The sequence below is a fragment of the Pseudomonas sp. MF4836 genome (assembly GCF_002018875.1).
Lineage (GTDB): Bacteria > Pseudomonadota > Gammaproteobacteria > Pseudomonadales > Pseudomonadaceae > Aquipseudomonas.
This window is the reverse complement of sequence record NZ_MVOL01000011.1, coordinates 47,968-68,159: the sequence shown is the minus strand read 5'-3', so window position 1 is coordinate 68,159 and position 20,192 is coordinate 47,968. Positions and strand designations below refer to the sequence as shown.

Genomic DNA, 20,192 nt, shown 5'->3' with positions numbered 1-20,192 from the left:
GCCAGCCGGCTGCGGGTCTGAAGCATTTTGCCTAACCCTTCATGGAGTCGCGTATGTCGACCAACAGGGCTGTACTTGAGTTGACGGTGGGGGGCTTGATGCTCAGCCTTTCTGCCCTGGCCGTGGCCTTCGCCCATATCGGGGCGGGCGGCGCCGGCTTCTATCGGATGTTGTTCGCGTCCGTGCTGTTTTACCTGTTGCTCAAGCTGCGCAAGGTCCCGGTGCGTCTACCCAGCCGCAAGGCCCGGTTGTACACGGCGCTGGCCGGGGTGTTTCTGGCGGTGGACCTGATTCTCTGGCACCAGAGCATCTACATCGTCGGCCCGGGCATCGGTTCGATCCTGACCAACTGCCAGGTGTTCTTCATGACCCTGCTCGGGTTTTCACTGCTCAAGGAAAAACCCTCGCTGTACTTTGTGCTGTCCATCAGCCTGGCGTTTGTCGGCCTGTATATGTTGCTGCTGCCGGAAATGGGCAGCAGCGTCGGTATCCAGGGCGTGGTCTACGGCGTGTTGTCGGGCCTGGCCTATGCGGTGTGCGTGTATTTCCTCAAGGTCAACACCGGCTTGCCGGACGGTGGCGGCGACAAAATTGCGCAGATGCTCAACCTCAGCCTGTGGTCAGCCCTGGTGCTGCTGGCGTATGCCCTGGCCATGGGCGAAAGCCTGGTAATCGCTGATCGGCAGACGCTGCTGATGCTGATCATTTATGGGGTGCTGGTGCAGTTTGTCGGCTGGTTGCTGGTCAACCGCTCCATCGGCGCCATCAGCCTCGGGCTGGCCGGCTTGATTCTGTTGCTGGAGCCGGTGATCACCTACTTCATCGATGTGGCCTTTCTCGGCAAGGCCAGCTCGGCGCTGCAAATCAGTGGCGCCTTGCTGACGGTGGTGGCGGTGTACATCGGCTCGATCAAACCGCCGCACAAGGCGCCGGCGCTGAACGAACCGGTGTGAATGCGCCAGCCAAGACACGCCCCGGGCACTGCCCGTAAGCTGCGCGTCGGGCAATGTGGAGGCGGCGATGTATATAGGTGAGCTGGCGAAGTTGGCGGGGTGCACCCCCAAGGCGATACGCCTGTATGAGCAGATGGGCCTGCTGGCCCCGCAGCGCCGTGGCAGTTACCGGCTGTACACGGCCCATCACCTGACCCTGGTGCGGATGATCCGCAGTGCCCAGTCCGTGGGGTTCAAGCTCGGGGAAATGAGCCAGTTGCTGGCGGCCAAGCAGCATCAGGCGCCATTTCCCCTGGGGCTGGCCAACCAGGGCATCGAGGCCAAGCGCCTGGAGTTGCAGGCGCAGATCCTCGCCTTGCAACTTCAGGAGCAGCGCCTGAGCGAGCTGCAACGGCAGATCAACCAGCAGTTCGCGCCAGCGGCCGATTTCAGCGCGCCAGTAAATGCGCAAATGCCTGCCTGAGGGCGTCGTGGGGTGAGCGCGGCTGATAGCCCAGCTCGGTGCTGGCCTTGTCGATGCAGTATTCCTGGCGCACCCCGTAAAACATCTGCACCTGGCTGCGCAGCAGTTCGGCCGGTTGCTGGCTGTACCGAGCGCGCTGTTCCTGCAGCCAGGCGATCAGCAGCAGCAAGGCTTTGGGCGCCCGGCGCGGCAGGCGCCAACCTGGGCTCAGGCTATTGAGGGCCTCGATCACCTCGGCCAGGGAGGACGCGTGCCGATTGGCCAGGATGTAGCGCTCGCCGGGGCGGCCATGCTCTGCGGCGCGGATCAGCCCATCGGCGACATCGCGCACATCGACAAAGTTGAAGTGGAAGTGGGGGTCGAGCACCAGTTTGCGTACCAGTACGGCGGCGAGAAAGCCCATGGTGTCGGTGAGCCGTGTGGCATGGGGGCCGATGATGGCCGAGGGCAGCACCGTGACCAGCGACAGGTCATGGGCCTGGGCGCATTCCCAGGCAGCGCGTTCGGCGAGGATCTTCGAGCGGTAATAGGGGTTGCGCTGGTCGCTGTTCCAGGTGCCTTCGTCCAGGGGCTGGCCGTTGTGCCCGACCGCCGCCACCGAGCTGACATAGACCACCCGCTTGACCCCGGCCTCGGCGGCAGCACGCAGGATGTTGCGCGTGCCTTGTACGTTGACCTCGACGATTTCCGCCTGTGGGTCTTTGGCCCAGTGCTTGAACACCGCCGCCACCTGATACAGCACATCAACCCCTTGCAGGGCCTGGCGCAGGGAGTCCGGGTCTTGCAGTTCGGCGTATACCCGCTGGCAGTCGAGCCCGTCCAGGGCCGGGCTGCGATCCGGCTCGCGAACCCCGGCGCGCACTGTTTGTCCCCGGGCGAGCAGGGCCCGGACCAGGGTGTTGCCCAGGTGCCCGTTGGCACCGGTGACCATTGCGAGGGTGTTCATTTATTGGCCTTATCCGCCACGGCGGAAGCTGAAACAGATAAGGCAGGGTGCGGCTTGTCCCTAGGGACAGAGTCAAGGGCGGGTGAACAGCTCCCGGTGCGCCACCGGTTGGTGGCGCATCAGGCTCAGGCCGGCATCGCCAGGTGATCGACGGCGGTGCCTGCGGTTTTGTTCGAGCCGCGCTCGTCTTCTTCCAGGACCCGCGAGGCTCGGTCCACCAGCAGCGGGTCGGGATGATGAGCCACGCGCAGGTCTTTGCCCGGGTAGTCGAGGGAGTGCAGGAAGTGACGAATGCAGTTGATACGCGCGCGTTTCTTGTCGTCCGACTTGATCACCGTCCACGGCGCATCGGCGGTGTCGGTGTGGAAGAACATCGCCTGCTTGGCGCCGGTGTATTCATCCCACTTGTCCAGGGACTTGATGTCGATCGGCGACAGCTTCCAGTGCTTGAGCGGGTCGTCACGCCGGGAGATAAAGCGCCGCAGTTGTTCTTCGCGGTTGACCGAGAACCAGTACTTGAACAGCAGGATGCCGCTGTTGCACAGCATGCGTTCCAAGTCCGGGGTCTGACGCATGAACTCCAGGTACTGCAGGGGCGAGCAGAACTCCATGACCCGCTCGACGCCGGCGCGGTTGTACCAGGAGCGGTCGAAGAACACCATTTCCCCGGCGGTGGGCAGGTGCTGGATATAACGCTGGAAGTACCACTGGCCCTTTTCCTGGTCGGATGGTTTTTCCAGGGCCACGATCCGTGCGCCCCGTGGGTTCAGGTGCTCCATAAAGCGCTTGATGGTGCCGCCCTTGCCCGCAGCGTCACGGCCTTCGAACAGCACGACCACCCGCTGCCCGGTTTCCTTGACCCAGCTTTGCACCTTGAGCAGTTCGATCTGCAACTCGTGCTTGGCTTTTTCATACTCGGCGCGGCGCATCCGGCTGCGGTACGGGTAGGTGGCGGGCAGTGCCGCCGACACGCTGTCTTCATTGGAGCCACGGGGCGCACTGGCGACTTGCAGGGCAATCGGCTTCTGGCTGATGGCGCTGATCTGGGCTTCGGCGACTTTGACTGGTGCCGCCTTGGTGGTGCGCGGCCGGCGTGGGCGGGCAGTGGCCGGTTTGCGTGGCGTACTGGTGCTGGCGGTGGTGGCCGGCTTGGCAGCTTTGGCAGAAGGCGCGGGCAAGGGGCGTACGGTGGATTCTTCGCTCATGGAGGACCTATTTTCTAGTTCTGATGTCTTGGTCACAGTTTAGGAGCGTGATGGCGCTGGTTTTTGACCCTGATCAAGGTTTGCCGGGGAAGAATCTGTAACGGGCGAGGGATTTATCTGGAGGGCGTGTGGGAATGTGCTGCGCAGCGCTTCGAGCGGCACGATCGGCTGATCGTGCCGCTCTGCCGCAAGCTGGCCGGTGGGCCTGGGGGAAGGGGCGGTCAGAGCATGCCGAGGATGGTGGCCTTGACGGCGGCTTCGGCTTTATTGGCTGCGTTGAGCTTTTTCAGGGTGTTGACGATGTGAAACTTCACGGTGCGGGCGTCGATGGTCAAAATGTCGCCGATCTCGGAATAGGTCTTGCCGGACGCTGTCCACCGCAAGACCTCCTTCTCGCGATCAGTCAGCCCAGCCTGGGATTCGGGCAAGCGCTCCGGCAGCAGGAAGTTGCGCATAGTCGAATGCACCAGGCTGGTGAGCCACATCAGCTTATGTTCCTGATGGGCCAGTTCCTTGGCCGAAATGATGCCGTGACTGCGCACCATGGACAGTTGGCCAATATCACCAAAGCGCCCGGACGTGCTTTGGCACCAGCCGTGGGACAGGCCGTGCATCCGTGCTTCCTCCCAGAAGGGCCCGTCCTGGACACTGTCCTGCGCCGCCCAGGCCAGGGGCAGGTGAGTGCTCAGCGCATGGCGCACCGTCGGGTCGAGAAAGAAGTAGTTATTGCTGATGTAGCTCTCCTCCCAGGCCTTGGGGTAGGAGGAGCGCAAATGGAACGAAGGGGCGCTGATGGGAAGAGGCAGTCGAATACCATAAGAGCACGACTTAAAACCCAGATCCTCCGCGATACTTTGCAAGCTGGAAAACAATGCCAGTTCGGATGTCGACTCTGTACACACTGCTAGAAACTCTTCGCGCCAATCAGCCAAAAGCATGGTTGTTTTTCCTGTCACACATCCGTGGATCCGGCAATATGCTGTAATGCCGCGGCATAAGGTGTAGGGCGTAATTGTACTTTATGCTTATAGGGTTTTCTATTGTTCTTATTAAACATGCGATAAACAATGCCAGAGGAACTTATGACATTAATGGTGGATGGCTTTATCAGAGTTTCAGTTAAAGAGTTCATGGAGACACGCTTTGTTCATCATATGTCCTGGGAGGATGACGAGCTGCGCGACGAACTCCAGGGCCTGGGGGTCAACGCAACCGCGGCCGGTTACTGCGAGTGGAAAAGCCACGCCGCCCCCGGCATCAGTATCGGCTGGACCTGGTTTCGCCTGGCCGGTCGCCGGCGTCCCTTGCTCGGGCCCGAAGGGCTGCGCAGCAACCTGATGCTGCGCTGTGCCAATGGCTATGACATGGGCAGCAACATCTCCCACAACCTGATGATCAGCTGGCTGTCTTGCCTGGCCTGGGAGCGGCAGTGTCCTTGATTTGAGGCCCTGACCTGCCCGAATGGGCAGCTATGAAAATAGGGGGGTTGTATCTCTAATTGGTGGGTTGGCCAATTGGAGGGGGTTATGTTGCGTTTGATTGCGGGAATGAGTAGTGAAATAAATCAAAGTGTGATGAATGGGCTCGCGGAGTATCGTTACGAAATCTTTGTGAAGAAAATGGGGTGGCCACTTAGTTGCCCTGAAGGTTTTGAACAAGATGAGTTTGATCGCCCCGATACTGTTTACGCTATTGTCCTGGATCCCGATAACAGTGTTCGTGGTTGTGCGCGCTTATTGCCCACTACCAAGCCTTACTTGTTATCGGAACACTTTGTCCATCTGATGGGAGGCGCCAGTCTCCCTAACCATCCGCGGACTTGGGAACTCTCCCGCTTCGCCATTACTCCTTCAAAAACAGGCACTACCAGCGCCACCCAGGCCTGGGCCAATACTGTCGCCCTGGTGCGCAAAGTATTGGTGACGGCATTAAGCCTGGGCGCCGAACGTTTGATCGCTGTATCGGCCGTGGGCAATGAGCGTTTGTTGAAGCGCATGGGGGTCAATGTTCACCGTATTGCCGCGCCGCAACTAATTGATGACAAACCCGTGATTGCCTTCTGGATTGAAATTGATCACCAGACCCGTTCGGCCCTGGATATCGAATGTCCGCCCCGAGCGTTTTCCAACTGATTTAACCACCCGGCTCGCCAGCCCGTTAATGGACTAACGAGCCGCAGTGGTTATGGGGCTGCGCCGTATTTGTTATTAGCCAGCACCCACTTGATGGGGATTTATGGGGCTGTGGAGAAGTTGCCGTCCGGCACCCCGGGCGAGCCCCGCAGGAGCCGGCGACCCACGCTGGCCCGGTTGCCCATTCAATCATGCAGAGTGATTAACACCGTGATGATCGAGTACCTCGCAGAGCATCGTTATCAGGAACTGCTCGGCTTCATCAGCACCGCGGCGGACGGCGATGGCCTGCTGTTCTTCTCGGGCGTGCTGCGCAATCGTCCCGATGGCTTGAACGTGCATGTCCAGCGCCGTAACGGCGAGGTGGTCGGCGCGATTGCATTGTTGCCGGCCTTGCCGCCGTTTGCCATGCCGCTGATTCTGCCGGCCGGCGAGGTCTCCCCGGAATTGCTCGATACGGTCAGCATCCTGGCCCAGAGCCCGCATATGGCCCTGGGCCCGAAAGCGGCGACCAAGGCGCTGACCCAGGCGTGGCCGGAGACCTGGAAGCCCTTTCTCAGCCAGCGCAACGAAGTGCTGCTCAAGCAACTCAAGCCGTGCCGGGTCGAGCAGGACGACACGCTGAAAACCCGTCTGGCCCGCTTGAACGATGTTGAAGTACTGATCGACTACCAGATCCAGATGGAGTGCGATGCGCAGCTGGCCCTGGTGTGCAGCCGAGAGCAGGCGCACCACAGCGTGACCCGCCTGCTGGCGCGGGGCTGCCTGTTCGTGATCGAGGTCGACGGGGAAGTGGGTGGTTGCGCGGCATTGATCACCAGTGACGAGCTTCATGAGCAACTGGGCTTTATTTACGTCGAGTCGCGGCATCGTGCCCGTGGCGTGGCGGACCGCCTGCTGGGTGATCTGTGCACCGCCGTCCATGCCCGGGGCAAGATCCCCCTGACCTTCACCAGTTCCTCCGGGCCACTGTACAAACGGCTTCGCGCCATTGGGTTCAACGTGGTCGGCGAGCAGGTCAAGCTGTACTTCGGCCATTGAGCCGATCCCAATCCTATCTGGCGGCCCAGGCCGCGCCCTGCTGTTCCCCGCGGCACCTGCCTTGCGATGCTGACGTTGATCAATATCATTTTGGTATTATCGTGGCTTCTGAAATGAAGCGGCTCCTGCGTTTCTCAACGTGCTACGGGGATACACAATGAAAAGGATTCTGTGCGGTTGGCTGCTGGCGGGTGCCATGGTCAGTGCAGCGACTGCGGGTGCTGATGAGCGCTTCACGTTCGAGGCGTATCCCGCCTCCGCCGTAGCCAGCAAGCCGCTGGCCAAGGTCGACTGGAAGTCGAACCCGGCCTACGCCAAGGACCTCAAGTCCAAGGACGCCGTGCAATGGGCGGTGGGCCGCCAGGCGGACTTCGCCGGGCATTTTGTCGTGACCTCGTTCAGTTGCGGCACCGGCTGCCAGAGCACGGCCTTTGTCGACGTCAATGACGGCAAGATCTACAAGTCACCCATGCAGTTCCCGAGCGAAGGCAGCGACCTGCCCCAGGTCAGCGGCGGCAAGGCGTACCGGCCCACCAGCAATATGATCTTCATGTCGAGCCTGGGCTACGCCGGGACCGACATGGTGCAGTCCGACGGTGTTGTGGTGTGGGACGAAAAGACTCGGCAGTTCCAGGTGGTGGCCAAGTCCAAGCCTTACAAGATGAAGATGTAAGAGGGGGGGCGGTCGGATCGAAGGCCGGCCGCTGCTGTCACTGGCGTCAATGCATTGCTTTCGATCAACTTTCCCCTCAGGGTGTTGCTGCACAAAGGGGGCCGGCAACTCGCCGGGCCCTTCTTTTCATGGATCAGCCCGCGCTGGCTGCACCTGAATGCACGGATGAGCCTAAGGTGTCCTGGTTGTGAAACAGCGCTTCGCAGATTTTTTCATCAGCAGAAACTTTTCCCTGCTGTGGTTGGGCCAGGCGCTGTCTTCGTTCGGCGAGTTCGTGTTTGAAAGCACGGTCATCGTCTGGCTGGTGACCGACCTGTATCGCGACAGCGCCTTTCTGCCCAGCGCCGTCGGCATGGCCGTGGCAGCGTCGGCGATCCCCCGGGTGCTGGTGGCGCCCCTGGCGGGGGCGTGGGTGGACCGCCTGGTTCCGCTGTACGTGATGATCTCGGCGGACGTGGCCAGGGTCATCCACTTCCTACTCTTTATAAGTGCCTATTGGCTGTTTCAACTTGAGCAGGGGCAAGTGCTCTTTGGAGTGCTGCTGTTGCTGTTTGTGAACAGCGTGGCCGCGCAGTTCTTCAACCCCTCGCGCCAGGCCGTGATGCAAGCGGTGCTCCCGGCCGAGCGCCGGGTCGAGGCCTCGGCCAAGGCGATGTTTTCCCTGACCGGCATCTCCGTCATCTGCGCATCCCTGGGGCCGGCGTTGTTTGTGCTGGTCGGGCCACTCTGGGCACTGTTGATCAATGTGCTGGCCTTTGCCGGCTCCGCGCTGTGCATCGTCCTGACCCGAGACTTGGGTCGGCGGTTGGCGGCGCAAACCGAGCGTCCTTCATTCTGGGGTGGGGTCGCGGCGGGCCTGAGGTTTGCCTGGGGTCACTCTGCTATCAGAACCCTGCTGATCGGCATGGCGTTGTACGGAGTTTCCCTGGGGGTGAACAACGTGGTGTTGTCGCTGTACGCCTTCAAGACCCTGGGCTTGAGCGCCTCGGAGTACGGCCTGATCCTCGCCGCATTCCCCATCGGAGGCCTGATTGCCGCGCTGCTGGTGCGACCGCTGCTGCGCTCATGGAGCATCCGCCAGGCTTTCAGCGCCTCGCTGTTCTGCCTGGGGCTGGGTTATCTGGGCTACGCCCTCAGCCCGCCGTTTTATCTGGCATGGCTGATCATGGCGGTCTGCGGCCTGTGTTTTTCGGTGTTCGCCATCGTTCAGGGGCCGATGTTGCAGGAGGCAGTGCCGGAAGGTTTCATGGGCCGGGTTTCGGCCACGCTGACCCCGGTCCTGGCCATCGCCTCCTTGCTGGGCACATTGATGGCGTCCCAGACCCTCAACCTGGCGCAGGCCGTGGCCAGCCAGCAACGGTTGTTCATCGACATCTACGGCGCCTACATCTTTGGCGCCGCTTGCCTGTTGCTGATGGGCGCAGGGCTGATGCTGCGCGGTCAGGTCAGAGCACGTGCCTGGAAATAAGCTTGGAAATCTCAACCATCGAGGTCCTGCCGGTGAACTCGAACTTCACTTTCCCCAGGGCTGAAAAGTAGATTTCCAGCTCCGAATCCAGATCAAAGGTGCCCGAGGTTTCCACGGAGTAGGCGACGATGTTTTTGTAGGGCAGGGAGGTAAAGTCCTTTTTGCTGCCGGTGATCCCTTGCACGTTCACGGCAATGATCCGCTTGGTGGTGAAGACCACCCCGTCGCGCATGGACTTGTAGGAATCGATGACTTGCTCGTCCTCCAGCAACAGGGAGGTCACGCGTTCGGCGTATTCATCGTTTTGCTTGAGCTTGAAGAAGCCTTTGTTATTGAAGTCGATCATGGTCCAGTCCTTGTGGTGGAAATCCGTTACTGAATGTCTTTCAGGTAATCCCTGAGTGCAAGCAGGGGAGCGTGCAGCGTCTCCAGGGTCTGCGCCTGGTCGACCTCGGTCGCCAGCTTTTGCAATTCCCGGCCCATGACACTCTGCGCACCGCCCAACGCGGTAAGCGCCACAGCCACGCATTGCCCCAGCTTGAGTTGGATGGCCGCGATATCGCCATTGCGCACCAGCAAGCCAAAGGCTTCCCGCTCATACGCGGCCATGATCGGGTCATCACGCAAGACCGGGCTTGCATCATCCGTCTCATGGGCCAGCTTGAGGGCAAACAGCGCAACGGTTTCCAGCGTCGATTCCATGGAGCGGGGTCCTCTGCTGTGGTGATCGGGCGGCGATCATCACTTTTCTGCAGGCGAAAAAAAAGACCTTGATCAACAAGGTCTTTTTTAATTTGGTGCCCCGAGGGAGACTCGAACTGTCTCCTAAAATGGCGCAACCCCCTGTAAACCTTGATATGCGGTGCTTCCAGCAATTTTTACTTCCAAAAACCACTTCCAAAAAGCTGTTCGTGGCATTACATTCTGTGCAGATGAGAAGGCCATATGCCTTCAGGTTAAAAATTGTACAGGATGCTCACGCTATGGCGGTCGATAATCTCAAAAACATCGATGGAACGTGGTACGTCCGCGTAGCGATTCCCAAGGATGTTAGGTCTGCTTTTGGGAACCGAACTGAGTTCATCAAGAGCCTCAAAACGGGTCGTAAGAGCGAAGCCCTTGTGCTTCGTACCAAGGATCTGCATGAGTTCAAAAACCGCATAGCAGTGGAACGGCGCAAGCTCGTCATTGAGCAAGAAATGCAGAACCTAGCTTCACTGCCAGTCGATGTGAAATTTGACGAAATGTTCCAGAACCTGGGCGAGATCAAGCGCAGGCTGATGGAGCGGAAAGATGATAGGAAGAAAGCCTTTCAAGATTCAGAATATGAAGACGTACAGGCAGTGAAGGAAATAGAGAGCCACCATAGTTTTTTGAATCTTTTGGCTGAAGAAAAAGAGGCTCTTGGTGAGGATTTGCACCCGGCACTGGCTTCGATTTTGACTGAGCTGAACGAATTCCAGAGCCAACCAAGCAAAACCTTCAAGCAATCGGAAGGGCTCCTTGAGAAGCTGGAAAATACCCTTGAATTAGGTTCATTCCACGGATATGCAGAAACCAATGCAGAGAAGGAACAGGTCAAAACCTTCATTGCAGAACCAACCAAGTTCGTCAAAAGGCATCCTCTGACAGAGAAGAATTTCGTTGAGTTTCACAAATATGAAGTGAAACGTAAGGTAACGCTGCGCTCTATTGATCGGCACGTAAAACGCTTGAACATGCTTAAGTCGTTTCTGGAAAAACAGAAATTTGAGCTTGATTATGAATCGGTTCGTGTTTTCTTGGAATCGCTTGAATGTGCCGATAAAACGAAATTGCAGTACCTCTGTTCCTACAATGCCTTTTACAAATTCATGTTCAATAACGTGGATTTCAGACAAAAATATCCAGTTAATCCATTTGCAAATCACGCTGTGGCTAAAATACGCCGTGGTGCGCGGAAAGAGGATGCTCGTAAAGGTTTTACCAAGGAACAGGTCAAGGCGCTCTACAGTAATGCTATAAGCCAAGAAAAGACACGCCTTGCTGATTTGATCAGGCTCGGATGCTACACAGGCGCACGAATAGAAGAAATATGCCAAATCAAGGTTGAAGATTTGGTTGAGGTAGATGGTGTTTACTGCATAGATATTAAACAGTCAAAAACCAACGCTGGTGAAAGGCTTGTACCAATTCACTCAGAATTGCTAACCCTTGTTAAACGTTTAAAGGCTGAATCCAAAGACGGATATTTGCTGAAAACGAATCGAGGCGGTAAGTATGGAACAAAATCTAAAGAAATGAGCAGTGAGTTCTCTGCCTTTAAAATTGCGCTTGGATATCCAAAGGATTTGGTTTTTCACTCCTTTCGACACACAATGGTCACGGAGCTTGAACGTGCCGATACGAAAAACATACTTGTAATGTCGATTGTCGGGCATGAAGTGGGCGGTAGTCTTTCAATGACATTTGATCGTTACTCAGATGGACCAACACCCATGGCAAAGAAAGAAGCTATTGAAAAGGTTAAATTTGATATTTGATGTACGTTCATGGAAATGCCGGAATAGCTTTAATTAATAAAGTATCTTGACGGATATTTAAGCGACAAAGGCATGATCCAAAGGTTTGGGGCTTGCAGTGCTGAACAATTTCGCGCAGCGAGTGCCCGAACCTCTTAACAGGAATGAGCTTAAAGGATCAATCAAAGTCATTGACCTGTCGAATGCATTTTCAATTCCAACGCATGATCCATTACCCAGCAATTGATGGCTAGATTTGCTGACGCCTTTAAGTTTTTAATGAGATCTAAAATTATACGCGCGCGCTATAGGTTTTCAGTCCTTGATTTCCGTGGCCTGTAGAGACTTTAGAGTACAAAAAATTGTACTGTAAAGGTATTTTAGAGTACAAAAAACTGTACTCTAAAGCGGTGTTTTCCAACATATTTGTGGAATTTCTCTTTTTGGAGTACAAAAAATTGTACTCCAAAGTTTGCTTTATTTTCTCATACTAAAATATTTTTCAACAAATTTGTGCTTAAACCACAATTTTGTATTTTTCAAATGCTATCGTATTAAAACAAACTAAATAATAATCAACATGAACATTGAGAATAGAAGATATATAAAACTGCCTACTTCTGACAAAGCCTTGGAAGCTCTTTGTAAAGTGGCTTTGACAAAACACTCCGCGCATACGCTATTGATAAAACTCTGTACTGCTGCTGATAAAACAGAAACTGGCTTGCATGTCGTCTATACGGACAAAGCAGAGATTATGAAGTGGATGGATTGCACAAGCGAAAATGTACGCAGATGCATGAACGTTTTAATTGAGCAGAAATTGATAGCTGTTGAGCATGATAAAGCCCATGGAATGATGTGGATTGAAGTTAAGTTCCTTAACCTTTAATTGATAGAAAAATAAAAAGACTGCGGCAAACAGTCTAATTAATGAGTTGAGGTTGAGATGAAGAACCCTTTTAATAGTATAACATTTAATAAATTAGAAAAGAATTTTTACGCGCAAATTCTTACGAGCGCAATGCCTTATTATATTGCGGTAGTTGGTTTTGATAAAGTGGCTGGGCAAATCCTGATGGCTGCAGTCGAAAATATGGATAGATTTAATGAGTGCAAAGTTAACCTGCATGACCTTGATAAGTACTTGGACGTTTCTGAAAATACTCGTAAGAAATCCCTAAATGTTTTGAGATATATGAATTTCATTGAGACTAAAAATAGTAATAGGACTGGTGGTGAAACGACTTTTAAGGTAAATGTCCAGTTTGCTTGTAAAGGTAGTATTGATGAGAAGATGAAAATGCCTAGCGCATTGAACAAATCGTTTAGATCTGCTGCTTTGGTAAGCGGACAGATTTGTAAAGAGAAATTCAAGAAATATAAGCAATTTAATAATGATATGAATCAAGAAGGTGTTGATGGGCTTATCCCATTCTGATTTTCGCAACTACTCCATAAGGAGAAAAAATAAAAAAAAAGAGAGAAAAAATGACAAAAACAAAAATAGCTAGAATCGACCATTTTTCAAACCAGTTAGCATCCTTTGAAGCTGACAAATTCCAAGTAATATTCCACCCGGCTACAGAAGCCTTGATTGAGAAAGGCAAGGCGGCTTTCTGTCTGAAAGCATTCAATGCGCAAGGTGTGAAGGATCAGTTCTTCACTGCAGATGACCTGCTGACCGACAAGCTTTTCAAGCTGATGAGCGCAAAAAACATAGAAGGGTATGACGTAACTATTGTCCCGAAGTCAAAGACCTACCACTATCTTGCTATCAGCTCTGTCACGTCCGTAAAGCTCAAAGACCTGGCTAGCCTTGGCTTTGCCCCCACTCTGGTAACAACCATCAAGGGAAGCCTTCACAGCAAGCGTTACGACTTGGTGTGTAGGATCGACAAAGATAAAGCTGATGACCAGTATGCCTACAACGCGCAGATGTTCGTTTGGGCTCTGAACAAGAGTGTCAGCACCTTGCGCGTACCTCGTCCAAGGAGCCTTGAAGCACCTATCCACGCTGCTGGATTCAAGCACCATGGCACAGGGTCATTCGTGACCTGCAATCGCTCTCTAAAGCGTTCCTGCTCTGAATGTGTGGCTCAGATACAGAAGGTAAGGGGAATGAAGCTCACAGCGCCTGTTGTTGAAGCTGGTAGCCCTGATGACACCGCTTTCTACCTAAATGCGTTACGTGAAACGCTGGTGTACAAATCTAGGCTTCTTGGTGATGCCGTGATTGACGATGTAATCGACAGGAAGGTGGCTAGGCAGGCATTTGCAGAGCATTACAGCAGTGATGACGTGTTGGCCTTCCTGATGAGCCTCGGGCACGTCAAAGCGAGGGAAAATGCATTTGAGCATGCTGTGAAGCTCATAACCTTCTGATGACTGACCACAAAAGAAAAAGCCTCATAAGAGGCATTTTTTGTAAGCAATCATCAATCTTAAATAACACAGAAAATCGTTACCTCTCTTGTGGATTGGTAGTAGGTAACATTTTAGATGTTAAATAAACGCAAAGATTTAATAATATCGCCAAGAAAAATTGTAAAGCGACCAAGTAATTAAAAATAAATAGTGGCCATAAACCTGCTTCCAGTTCAACCCTAGATAAGTTGTGTAAATCATAGTAAGGCGGTTCGATTGGTTTAATGAGCATGCTGGTGGCATATAAATTACTAATGTTCTGTGTTTTTAATAAGCTGGCTCCTTGTTCTTTAATGAAGCTGAACTGGGCATTTTTGTATTCATAATATGGAGCGCGTGACGCGCTGTATGCTCCATATTTTTCCAAGGTTGCATCTTCCAGTATCAAATTGATATCTTGGGTTTTCAAAAGCTCAAATCTAATCTGTGTAGTTATTAAAGTTAAAAAAGTCATAGTGAATATCAGAAAAACCACTAAATATGATAAATGAAAACTTTCCCTATCGAATTTACTATTTTTTGTGTTGATAATGTTTCTAATGCTTTGCCAAATGAAAAAAGTTAAACCCGCCGCAACAGAGGCGTAAAGCATTGGTGTTATATATTCATCTTTCATGTAATGGTGAAGATAATAGCCTTGTCGATCAAGGCTTTTATGTAGAAGGATAAAATATGAAACAGATAGAAAAAAGACACTTGCACCTATAAAGCTTAACGTAAACATTAGGAATACATACAGCTTACTTTTTTTTGTTTGTTTCTGGTTGGTTTGGTCCATTTTAGTAAAGGGTTGTTGTTTATCGAATTATAGCATTTGGCAAGGCGCTGATTCAGAGTTAAGAACGGATTCTGACAATAAAAATAACGCCTTTTGGCGTTATCATTCAATCTGTAGTGACAGGTTATATGTTTCTTGAAGCCTTATGTTCATCATAAAGTCTTTTTACTTGAAGTCTATGTAGGTTTTCAAGCCTTCTGAGATCTCTATCGAGTTCTTCTGTCTTTTGTTGATGTTCTATAATCTGTCTTAAATTTTTCTCGCGTTCAGCCTTTTTGTCGGCAATGAATAAGGCATCGTCTTTAGAATTGTTCTCTCTGAAACTCTCAGATATTTCTAATCTCACTTTGGGCTCATTCAGGTCTATCCCTGATTTGGTATATCTGCGCAAGCATCTATTTTCATATTTGCGCGTTCTACTAAACAAGTTGAAGAGTGATTCTAAGTGCAAAACTATGAAGAAAATAGTTCCGCACAAAACAACACCCATTGAATAAAAAACAAAAAATAGTAAATTTTGAAATAAAGATTCGAAGGCCAGCATATGAAAAGCTTCAACAGGGTCGCTAGGCAAAGGAATCAATGATTTCTGAAAATATGCAGCTTGTATGAGGTAAGTCAGGAACATAAAAGCTATAAGAAATGTGGCAAGGAGTAATGATTTATTAAGGGCGCCGTTCTCTCTTGTTTCCATTCTTGATAATGTTTGGAGTAATGTTGTTCTCATTTTAGTAAAGGGTTGTTTGTTAATCGAATTATAGCATTTGGCAAGTCGCGGATTCTGAGTTAAGGACGGATTGCGCATATAAAAATAACGCCTTATGGCGTTATCATTTATTCAGTGGTTGCAAAGTTATTTGTTATTTGAAGCGTTATACTCATCATGAATTCTTTTTACTTCAAGGCTATTTAGGTGTTCTTGTTCTCTTAAATCTTCATGAAACTTATTCAAGTGTTCTCTGTCTTCTATTCGATTTTTAAATTGTTTCTTATGTTCGGATTTTTTGTTTGCTAGAAACAAAGCATCGGTTTTGGTGTTGTACTTTATAAAATCTCTCGAGATTTTTAATATTAATTTAGGATCTTTTAGATTTTTCCCTGACATCGAAAGCCCTCTTAAAATATGATTTTCATGTATGCGGGTTTTCAGAAATAACTTACATAAATTAAATAAATAGGCTATACAGAGGGAAAGGTAAAAAAAACGCCGTTAAGAAGCTCCACATGAATAAATAATGAAGGATTAGTAAGTATATAGAGTTTCTATCTCCTAATTTCAAAGCTTCTTTTATGAGTGGGAGTGTAAGGGCTGATAAGTATATGCAAATGCATAGATTGAATGTCAAATAGATTGGGTTGGTGTCGGATCTTAAGTTTAATCTTTTTATGGTTTGGACTAATGTTGTTCTCATTTTTAGTAAAGGGTTGTTTGTTAATCGAATTATACCATTTTGGTTTTGCAAACTAGCCCGTAAGCAAAAAAATTGCAGAACTCCTAATTAGGATGGCTGTCGATTGATTTGAGAGCTTTCACAGGTTGGGGTGTGCCTTTATGGTGGGTAAGGTTAGGACGGCTCATGGTGGTGATTTCAAGGCACAAAAAAAGCCCCGTAGGGCTTCTGTTGGTGATTGGATTCAATCAAACACTTTGACTGTGAAGCTCGATTGCGCGGGCTTCGTGTTGGTAAGAGAAAGGTACTTAACAGTGACTGTGCCGCCGTCAATTGTTGAGCCTGTCATAGCCAATTTTTCATTCTTGATTTTGTCCATCGTCAAGCCATTTTGACCAATGTATTTTTCTAAATTGTTTGGTACAGATACTAATTTTACGTTTGCTGATTGACTCCCAAGCTTTGTTTTGAAAGTCTTTACAAGATTGGTGATTTTGTTTTTATCAAAAGCAGAAACGCTCAAATCATCAGCATTGATATTCATGATGTAACTTTTTCTTTCTGGATTTGATGTATTAATTTTATTAAGCTCGTTTATTATCAAGTCGCTTTTAGAAATTGAGGTGGTGGTAAAGCTTAAATTTGATAATACAGTGTTTTGTTGTTTTGCTGCCTCTGCTGGCGTTTCAGTATCCGTAGATGAAGCAATGCATGTATTAGATTCTAAAATCGGGGTTGTTCCATACGGATAAACGCTGCCATTCGCGCCTTCGGCTTTTATTAAATACGAGGTGATTTTTCCTGAAAAGCCAGCAGGGCAATCTTCTTCAATGATTTCTTTTGTAGTCGCTGTGATTTCTTTCATACATGATGTTGTGTCTTCGCTTTTCGTTTGAAACGTTGTGTTAGTCGTTCCTGATGCTGGGTCAAAGATTGTGATGTTGTCGCCCGTTTTTGTTACGTTCCCGCTGTACGTTCCTGCTTGAACTCCGTAATAGCTATCACAGCTTACAGTTTCGCTGCCGGGTTTGACTTCAACTGTTTGCGCTTTAATCGCTTCACAAGTATTTGATGTTTCGTACCATTCCGATTTGTTTCTGATTGAACCATCAGTCCAAACCTCATATTTTTGTTGTGTATTGATTACACCTAAAGGCTTGTCAGAAGGGCATAAAGATTTTGAATTGTCATAACCATAATAGCTAAAAGCCAAATCTGGCTTTCTGCATATTCCGTAAACATCCGCTCCACTGTGTGCCCCGACGTAATATGTATAACCATTTTGAGTAAAACTAGTGCCGGGAACTGGAACCATCACAGCATGTATTCCATATTTCCCCCAATAAAAACCGGTGTTATATGAGCCTTTAAGAGTGAACGCACCGTTTTGAATTGATGACGTATCTATTGTGCATTCGTCATTTTGGCTTTCATTTTTTAAACATGTGTCTTGCGTTGTGATGAAGCCTGTATCATTTTTTGTGCTGCCCGATGCTAATAAATCATACGTTCTTGATTGCGTCATTTGCCCTGAATAGCCTGCGGAACAGGTAGGGTTTTTGGTTTCAGTTACCGTTTTATAGCAGTAGTTTTCTATTGGATAAAATCTATTCAATTTCCAATCTGTCGCAATGCCGTCTTTTACCGTTCTAGTCCATGTTTCTAATGTAAAGCCGAGCGGATAAGATGGGGCTTTCGTTGCGCAATTATAATTTTCAACGGTTTTTGTATTCATCAATTGACAGCTATCTTGTGTTTTAACCCAAGCAGAATAGTTGTTTTTTGTGCCATCCAAATACAAATCATATGTTCTTTCGTTAACGATTTGACCCACGTAATTTGCTTGTGGGCATGATTTCCACTCTGATTCTGTTTGCCTTGAAACGCAGGTATCCTGTGTTTTTGTCCAATCTGAATAGTTATCTTTTGTACCGTCTGCATACAAATTATACGTTCTAGAACTTACTATTTTTCCTATGTAATTTATGGGGCAAAATTCAGTTTTAGTTTCAGATTGTTGTGTAATTGCAAAAGCAGTATTTGCACTCAACACAAGGGTTAGTGTTGATAAAGCTATTAGAGATTTTTGCATGATTTAAAGGTTTGTTTATTAGCTTAATTATACCATTTTGCCAATTGCATATTTTTCCTGTGGGAAAAATTAAAGCCTCTGTTGAGGCTCTAATTGATAAGTGATTAATCATGAAGCGTCTATATGGGCGTCGTAATCGTTTGTGTCTTCATAATCTTCAATTGGAATTCCTTTGAAATCCGTGCTTAAAAAAGAACGTGATTGTGCATCCATATCAACGAAACCCACTGAGTCAACAATTTGTCTTGTGGTCTCAATCAGGTTTTGTTCATCTATATTCAGTTTTCCTGATTTGTTTTGAGTTGAGTAATTCGCATTGGATAAACTCGAAAGTAACGCTAAAGCTGCAAAGGTTAATAATCTGATTTTCATTTTAGTAAAGGTTTGTTATTTTTAAATAGTAGCATTTAAAATAAGAAAATCAAATTCTTTTAAAAAAATCTTTATTGTCTTTATTTGTAAATATAAATGTTAAACTGTAAAGGCAAGCAGCAAGTTGTTCATCTTTTAGTAAAGTCCGCTGCTTGTTAGTTAGGTTTGTTTTTAGAGAGGCCCGCAATCGTGCGGGCTTTTCGCTTTCTGCTTTCTGTGATTCCTAAGTGGCTTCGCTGCGAGATCTGGAGGTAGGATCAGATCGACTTCATCCAGGGCGCTTTCACATGTCTCGACCGATCCGCAACAGGTACAACCCAAGGGAGCGCATTCAGCTTGATTTTGACGTGTCTGTGTGTGTCTTGAACCTGAACCAACACCTACAAGCTTTCCGTGAATTCTCGGTCTCTGATGACCGCGAAGCCTTTCTACGGACACAAGGGGAGACGGCGAGGAATGCTATGCACGTACACCAGATCATCGCCTGCTGCTTTGGGCTTTATTGCTTGGGTGAGGATGGGGAATGGCAGGAGTACTGCAGGGCGTTTATGGAGAAATTCGTAGACGTTGATACGGGCTTTGCAGAAGTGGCTCTAGCTGCTGCAGTCAGCTACTCACAGAGCCTATTGGAATCACTCGATGCTGCACTGAGTCAGCTTACCAATGGAGCAGAGAAGGGCGTTTAGGCTTCCACCAGCTCTAGGATTTCACTACCGCTATCAATGATGAGCCTTCGGCCCTCAAGGTGACCTATAGGCTCTCCATGCTGAAATAGGACGTTATCCACAAGGAATCCTGCTTCTGCATGCTGGTTCTGCGCAGTGAGGCTGGAATCGAACCTGTAGAGCTTCCCGTCCACCATTGCCCCAACGTCTTGGCCGTTGCGCAGCACAATGCACGGAATTAAAGGGTTGTAGCTGAATTCCTTGTCCATACGGTCAACTCCCTGAACCTGCGTTATTAAGTAGTATAACTGGCCCTGCGCTCCCTGGACTTGGACAGATTCTATCGGGGTAATAGAGGCATTCGGATTCTGTTCGGAATGGCCTAGGGACGGCCTAGGGACGGCCTAGGGAAGGTTGAGTACCTGGTAGAGCATCCGCTGACGCGAGTAGCACCTGGTATGGCTTATTTGATTGGATAAGTAGATTCTCGTTGAATGGTTCGGCGGTACAAAGCAAAAGGCTTTTTGGGTTTATTCACGGGCTTTTCAGTGTGATGGTAGTCAATGGAAAATGGGTTGAGCTTTATTGCTTGCCATTTGCCGCAGGCATTGCGCTTTATTTAATCCTACCTGCAAATTTATTGAATAGACCTTTCATTCCTGACGTGGTGAAGCGGCTAGCTACGATTCGTTTATAGTGATTGTAACGATTGACTTGTTTGTAATAGATGAGTTCTCTGATTAGCCACGCTACTTTTGAAATCTTCTGTGCGAACAATCCGATTGTCCATAAACAAATCGAACAGATGATTACTAAGTGGAAGGGGAATATGTCAGAGATAGGTGTGTTACGAACAGAAAAATAAGCATACCAAACATAGATGTTTGCTGAAATGAACGTGATAACCAACAAAGTTGGCAGAATCATCCAATACCTAAAAAGGCTGTGATCTGCTTGCATTAGCCTTCGTATTGGAAAGAAAGTCGCTAATAATCCATATGGGAAAAATAGCGCCGTCAATTTTGCTATTTTGTAGAGGTTGTCTACTTCACAATATTGGCTCATTGCATAATCGAATTGTTGCT

General features: G+C 49.8%; 23 protein-coding genes. 12 read left to right on the top strand and 11 right to left on the bottom strand.

Annotation, left to right across the window (positions count from 1 at the left end; translation table 11 throughout):
- The first annotated feature begins 53 nt into the window (after positions 1-53).
- Positions 54-953 carry a DMT family transporter gene (locus tag MF4836_RS23755; protein WP_078472342.1) on the top strand — a complete coding sequence of 300 codons (900 nt, stop codon included), beginning with the start codon at positions 54-56 and terminating at the stop codon, positions 951-953.
- Between the two features lie 67 nt (positions 954-1,020).
- Complete coding sequence (locus MF4836_RS23750; RefSeq protein ID WP_078472341.1) at positions 1,021-1,416, top strand: MerR family transcriptional regulator; 396 nt, start codon at positions 1,021-1,023, stop codon at positions 1,414-1,416.
- On the opposite strand, the gene MF4836_RS23745 is transcribed toward MF4836_RS23750, so the two are convergent.
- The 3 genes from MF4836_RS23745 to MF4836_RS23735 form a co-directional block, all read right to left on the bottom strand.
- Positions 1,382-2,362, bottom strand: a complete 981-nt coding sequence (locus tag MF4836_RS23745) for an NAD-dependent epimerase/dehydratase family protein (RefSeq protein WP_238596186.1) — start codon at positions 2,360-2,362, stop codon at positions 1,382-1,384. The genes MF4836_RS23750 and MF4836_RS23745 overlap by 35 nt on opposite strands.
- 125 nt (positions 2,363-2,487) lie before the next feature.
- On the bottom strand, positions 2,488-3,381 hold the full coding sequence (gene ppk2 / locus MF4836_RS23740; RefSeq protein WP_161955768.1) for a polyphosphate kinase 2: 894 nt from the start codon (positions 3,379-3,381) through the stop codon (positions 2,488-2,490).
- 407 nt (positions 3,382-3,788) lie between these two features.
- Positions 3,789-4,505 carry an autoinducer binding domain-containing protein gene (locus MF4836_RS23735; protein ID WP_153050270.1) on the bottom strand — a complete coding sequence of 239 codons (717 nt, stop codon included), beginning with the start codon at positions 4,503-4,505 and terminating at the stop codon, positions 3,789-3,791.
- Between the two features lie 129 nt (positions 4,506-4,634).
- Here MF4836_RS23735 and MF4836_RS23730 point away from each other — a divergent pair, with 129 nt between their 5' ends.
- The 5 genes from MF4836_RS23730 (at position 4,635) to MF4836_RS23710 (ending at position 8,881) form a co-directional block, all read left to right on the top strand.
- Positions 4,635-5,006 carry a DUF4902 domain-containing protein gene (locus MF4836_RS23730; RefSeq protein WP_078472338.1) on the top strand — a complete coding sequence of 124 codons (372 nt, stop codon included), beginning with the start codon at positions 4,635-4,637 and terminating at the stop codon, positions 5,004-5,006.
- Positions 5,007-5,093: 87 nt separating this feature from the next.
- The gene (locus tag MF4836_RS23725) at positions 5,094-5,699 is read left to right on the top strand and encodes an acyl-homoserine-lactone synthase (RefSeq protein ID WP_078472337.1); all 606 of its coding nucleotides are present in this window, start codon (positions 5,094-5,096) and stop codon (positions 5,697-5,699) included.
- Positions 5,700-5,912: 213 nt separating this feature from the next.
- Positions 5,913-6,740, top strand: a complete 828-nt coding sequence (locus MF4836_RS23720) for a GNAT family N-acetyltransferase (RefSeq protein WP_238596185.1) — start codon at positions 5,913-5,915, stop codon at positions 6,738-6,740.
- Positions 6,741-6,897: 157 nt separating this feature from the next.
- The gene (locus tag MF4836_RS23715; protein ID WP_078472336.1) at positions 6,898-7,413 is read left to right on the top strand and encodes a hypothetical protein; all 516 of its coding nucleotides are present in this window, start codon (positions 6,898-6,900) and stop codon (positions 7,411-7,413) included.
- A gap of 187 nt (positions 7,414-7,600) precedes the next feature.
- On the top strand, positions 7,601-8,881 hold the full coding sequence (locus MF4836_RS23710; protein ID WP_078472335.1) for an MFS transporter: 1,281 nt from the start codon (positions 7,601-7,603) through the stop codon (positions 8,879-8,881).
- Here MF4836_RS23710 and MF4836_RS23705 read toward each other — a convergent pair.
- Complete coding sequence (locus MF4836_RS23705; protein WP_020298448.1) at positions 8,859-9,227, bottom strand: PH domain-containing protein; 369 nt, start codon at positions 9,225-9,227, stop codon at positions 8,859-8,861. The two genes, MF4836_RS23710 and MF4836_RS23705, sit on opposite strands and share 23 nt — an antisense overlap.
- A 26-nt stretch (positions 9,228-9,253) precedes the next feature.
- Positions 9,254-9,583, bottom strand: a complete 330-nt coding sequence (locus MF4836_RS23700; RefSeq protein WP_078472334.1) for a hypothetical protein — start codon at positions 9,581-9,583, stop codon at positions 9,254-9,256.
- Positions 9,584-9,864: 281 nt separating this feature from the next.
- Between MF4836_RS23700 and MF4836_RS23695 the strand changes: the two genes are divergently transcribed.
- From MF4836_RS23695 to MF4836_RS23685, 4 genes are all read left to right on the top strand, one after another.
- On the top strand, positions 9,865-11,403 hold the full coding sequence (locus MF4836_RS23695) for a tyrosine-type recombinase/integrase (protein ID WP_008438435.1): 1,539 nt from the start codon (positions 9,865-9,867) through the stop codon (positions 11,401-11,403).
- Positions 11,404-11,962: 559 nt separating this feature from the next.
- Positions 11,963-12,274 (top strand): hypothetical protein, encoded by a 312-nt coding sequence (locus MF4836_RS35180; RefSeq protein WP_144269764.1) that lies wholly within the window; start codon positions 11,963-11,965, stop codon positions 12,272-12,274.
- Positions 12,275-12,331: 57 nt separating this feature from the next.
- On the top strand, positions 12,332-12,823 hold the full coding sequence (locus MF4836_RS23690; RefSeq protein WP_078472333.1) for a hypothetical protein: 492 nt from the start codon (positions 12,332-12,334) through the stop codon (positions 12,821-12,823).
- 50 nt (positions 12,824-12,873) lie between these two features.
- Complete coding sequence (locus MF4836_RS23685; RefSeq protein WP_078472332.1) at positions 12,874-13,767, top strand: hypothetical protein; 894 nt, start codon at positions 12,874-12,876, stop codon at positions 13,765-13,767.
- A gap of 79 nt (positions 13,768-13,846) precedes the next feature.
- Here MF4836_RS23685 and MF4836_RS35175 read toward each other — a convergent pair whose 3' ends face one another.
- The 5 genes from MF4836_RS35175 to MF4836_RS35155 form a co-directional block, all read right to left on the bottom strand.
- Entirely contained in the window at positions 13,847-14,587 is a 741-nt protein-coding gene (locus MF4836_RS35175; RefSeq protein ID WP_161955766.1) for a hypothetical protein, read from the bottom strand.
- Positions 14,588-14,711: 124 nt separating this feature from the next.
- On the bottom strand, positions 14,712-15,392 hold the full coding sequence (locus MF4836_RS35170) for a hypothetical protein (RefSeq protein WP_153050268.1): 681 nt from the start codon (positions 15,390-15,392) through the stop codon (positions 14,712-14,714).
- Positions 15,393-15,440: 48 nt separating this feature from the next.
- Positions 15,441-15,692: a hypothetical protein gene (locus tag MF4836_RS35165; RefSeq protein ID WP_153050267.1), complete on the bottom strand. Its 252-nt coding sequence runs from the start codon at positions 15,690-15,692 to the stop codon at positions 15,441-15,443.
- Between the two features lie 530 nt (positions 15,693-16,222).
- Positions 16,223-18,070, bottom strand: a complete 1,848-nt coding sequence (locus MF4836_RS35160) for a hypothetical protein (protein WP_153050266.1) — start codon at positions 18,068-18,070, stop codon at positions 16,223-16,225.
- 108 nt (positions 18,071-18,178) lie between these two features.
- The gene (locus MF4836_RS35155; protein WP_153050265.1) at positions 18,179-18,442 is read right to left on the bottom strand and encodes a hypothetical protein; all 264 of its coding nucleotides are present in this window, start codon (positions 18,440-18,442) and stop codon (positions 18,179-18,181) included.
- 287 nt (positions 18,443-18,729) lie between these two features.
- Between MF4836_RS35155 and MF4836_RS23680 the strand changes: the two genes are divergently transcribed.
- The gene (locus tag MF4836_RS23680) at positions 18,730-19,128 is read left to right on the top strand and encodes a hypothetical protein (protein ID WP_078472331.1); all 399 of its coding nucleotides are present in this window, start codon (positions 18,730-18,732) and stop codon (positions 19,126-19,128) included.
- Here MF4836_RS23680 and MF4836_RS23675 read toward each other — a convergent pair.
- Positions 19,125-19,376, bottom strand: a complete 252-nt coding sequence (locus tag MF4836_RS23675) for a hypothetical protein (RefSeq protein WP_078472330.1) — start codon at positions 19,374-19,376, stop codon at positions 19,125-19,127. The two genes, MF4836_RS23680 and MF4836_RS23675, sit on opposite strands and share 4 nt — an antisense overlap.
- Positions 19,377-20,192: the final 816 nt, after the last annotated feature.

Bases quoted from the DNA above. Each gene is read 5' to 3' on its own strand.
- MF4836_RS23755 (WP_078472342.1), top strand. From the start codon at position 54: ATGTCGACCAACAGGGCTGTACTTGAGTTGACGGTGGGGGGCTTGATG.
- MF4836_RS23750 (WP_078472341.1), top strand. From the start codon at position 1,021: ATGTATATAGGTGAGCTGGCGAAGTTGGCGGGGTGCACCCCCAAGGCG.
- MF4836_RS23745 (WP_238596186.1), bottom strand. From the start codon at position 2,362: ATGAACACCCTCGCAATGGTCACCGGTGCCAACGGGCACCTGGGCAAC.
- MF4836_RS23735 (WP_153050270.1), bottom strand. From the start codon at position 4,505: ATGCTTTTGGCTGATTGGCGCGAAGAGTTTCTAGCAGTGTGTACAGAG.
- MF4836_RS23730 (WP_078472338.1), top strand. From the start codon at position 4,635: ATGCCAGAGGAACTTATGACATTAATGGTGGATGGCTTTATCAGAGTT.
- MF4836_RS23725 (WP_078472337.1), top strand. From the start codon at position 5,094: ATGTTGCGTTTGATTGCGGGAATGAGTAGTGAAATAAATCAAAGTGTG.
- MF4836_RS23720 (WP_238596185.1), top strand. From the start codon at position 5,913: ATGATCGAGTACCTCGCAGAGCATCGTTATCAGGAACTGCTCGGCTTC.
- MF4836_RS23715 (WP_078472336.1), top strand. From the start codon at position 6,898: ATGAAAAGGATTCTGTGCGGTTGGCTGCTGGCGGGTGCCATGGTCAGT.
- MF4836_RS23705 (WP_020298448.1), bottom strand. From the start codon at position 9,227: ATGATCGACTTCAATAACAAAGGCTTCTTCAAGCTCAAGCAAAACGAT.
- MF4836_RS23700 (WP_078472334.1), bottom strand. From the start codon at position 9,583: ATGGAATCGACGCTGGAAACCGTTGCGCTGTTTGCCCTCAAGCTGGCC.
- MF4836_RS23695 (WP_008438435.1), top strand. From the start codon at position 9,865: ATGGCGGTCGATAATCTCAAAAACATCGATGGAACGTGGTACGTCCGC.
- MF4836_RS35180 (WP_144269764.1), top strand. From the start codon at position 11,963: ATGAACATTGAGAATAGAAGATATATAAAACTGCCTACTTCTGACAAA.
- MF4836_RS23690 (WP_078472333.1), top strand. From the start codon at position 12,332: ATGAAGAACCCTTTTAATAGTATAACATTTAATAAATTAGAAAAGAAT.
- MF4836_RS23685 (WP_078472332.1), top strand. From the start codon at position 12,874: ATGACAAAAACAAAAATAGCTAGAATCGACCATTTTTCAAACCAGTTA.
- MF4836_RS35175 (WP_161955766.1), bottom strand. From the start codon at position 14,587: ATGGACCAAACCAACCAGAAACAAACAAAAAAAAGTAAGCTGTATGTA.
- MF4836_RS35170 (WP_153050268.1), bottom strand. From the start codon at position 15,392: ATGCGCAATCCGTCCTTAACTCAGAATCCGCGACTTGCCAAATGCTAT.
- MF4836_RS35165 (WP_153050267.1), bottom strand. From the start codon at position 15,692: ATGTCAGGGAAAAATCTAAAAGATCCTAAATTAATATTAAAAATCTCG.
- MF4836_RS35160 (WP_153050266.1), bottom strand. From the start codon at position 18,070: ATGCAAAAATCTCTAATAGCTTTATCAACACTAACCCTTGTGTTGAGT.
- MF4836_RS35155 (WP_153050265.1), bottom strand. From the start codon at position 18,442: ATGAAAATCAGATTATTAACCTTTGCAGCTTTAGCGTTACTTTCGAGT.
- MF4836_RS23680 (WP_078472331.1), top strand. From the start codon at position 18,730: ATGTCTCGACCGATCCGCAACAGGTACAACCCAAGGGAGCGCATTCAG.
- MF4836_RS23675 (WP_078472330.1), bottom strand. From the start codon at position 19,376: ATGGACAAGGAATTCAGCTACAACCCTTTAATTCCGTGCATTGTGCTG.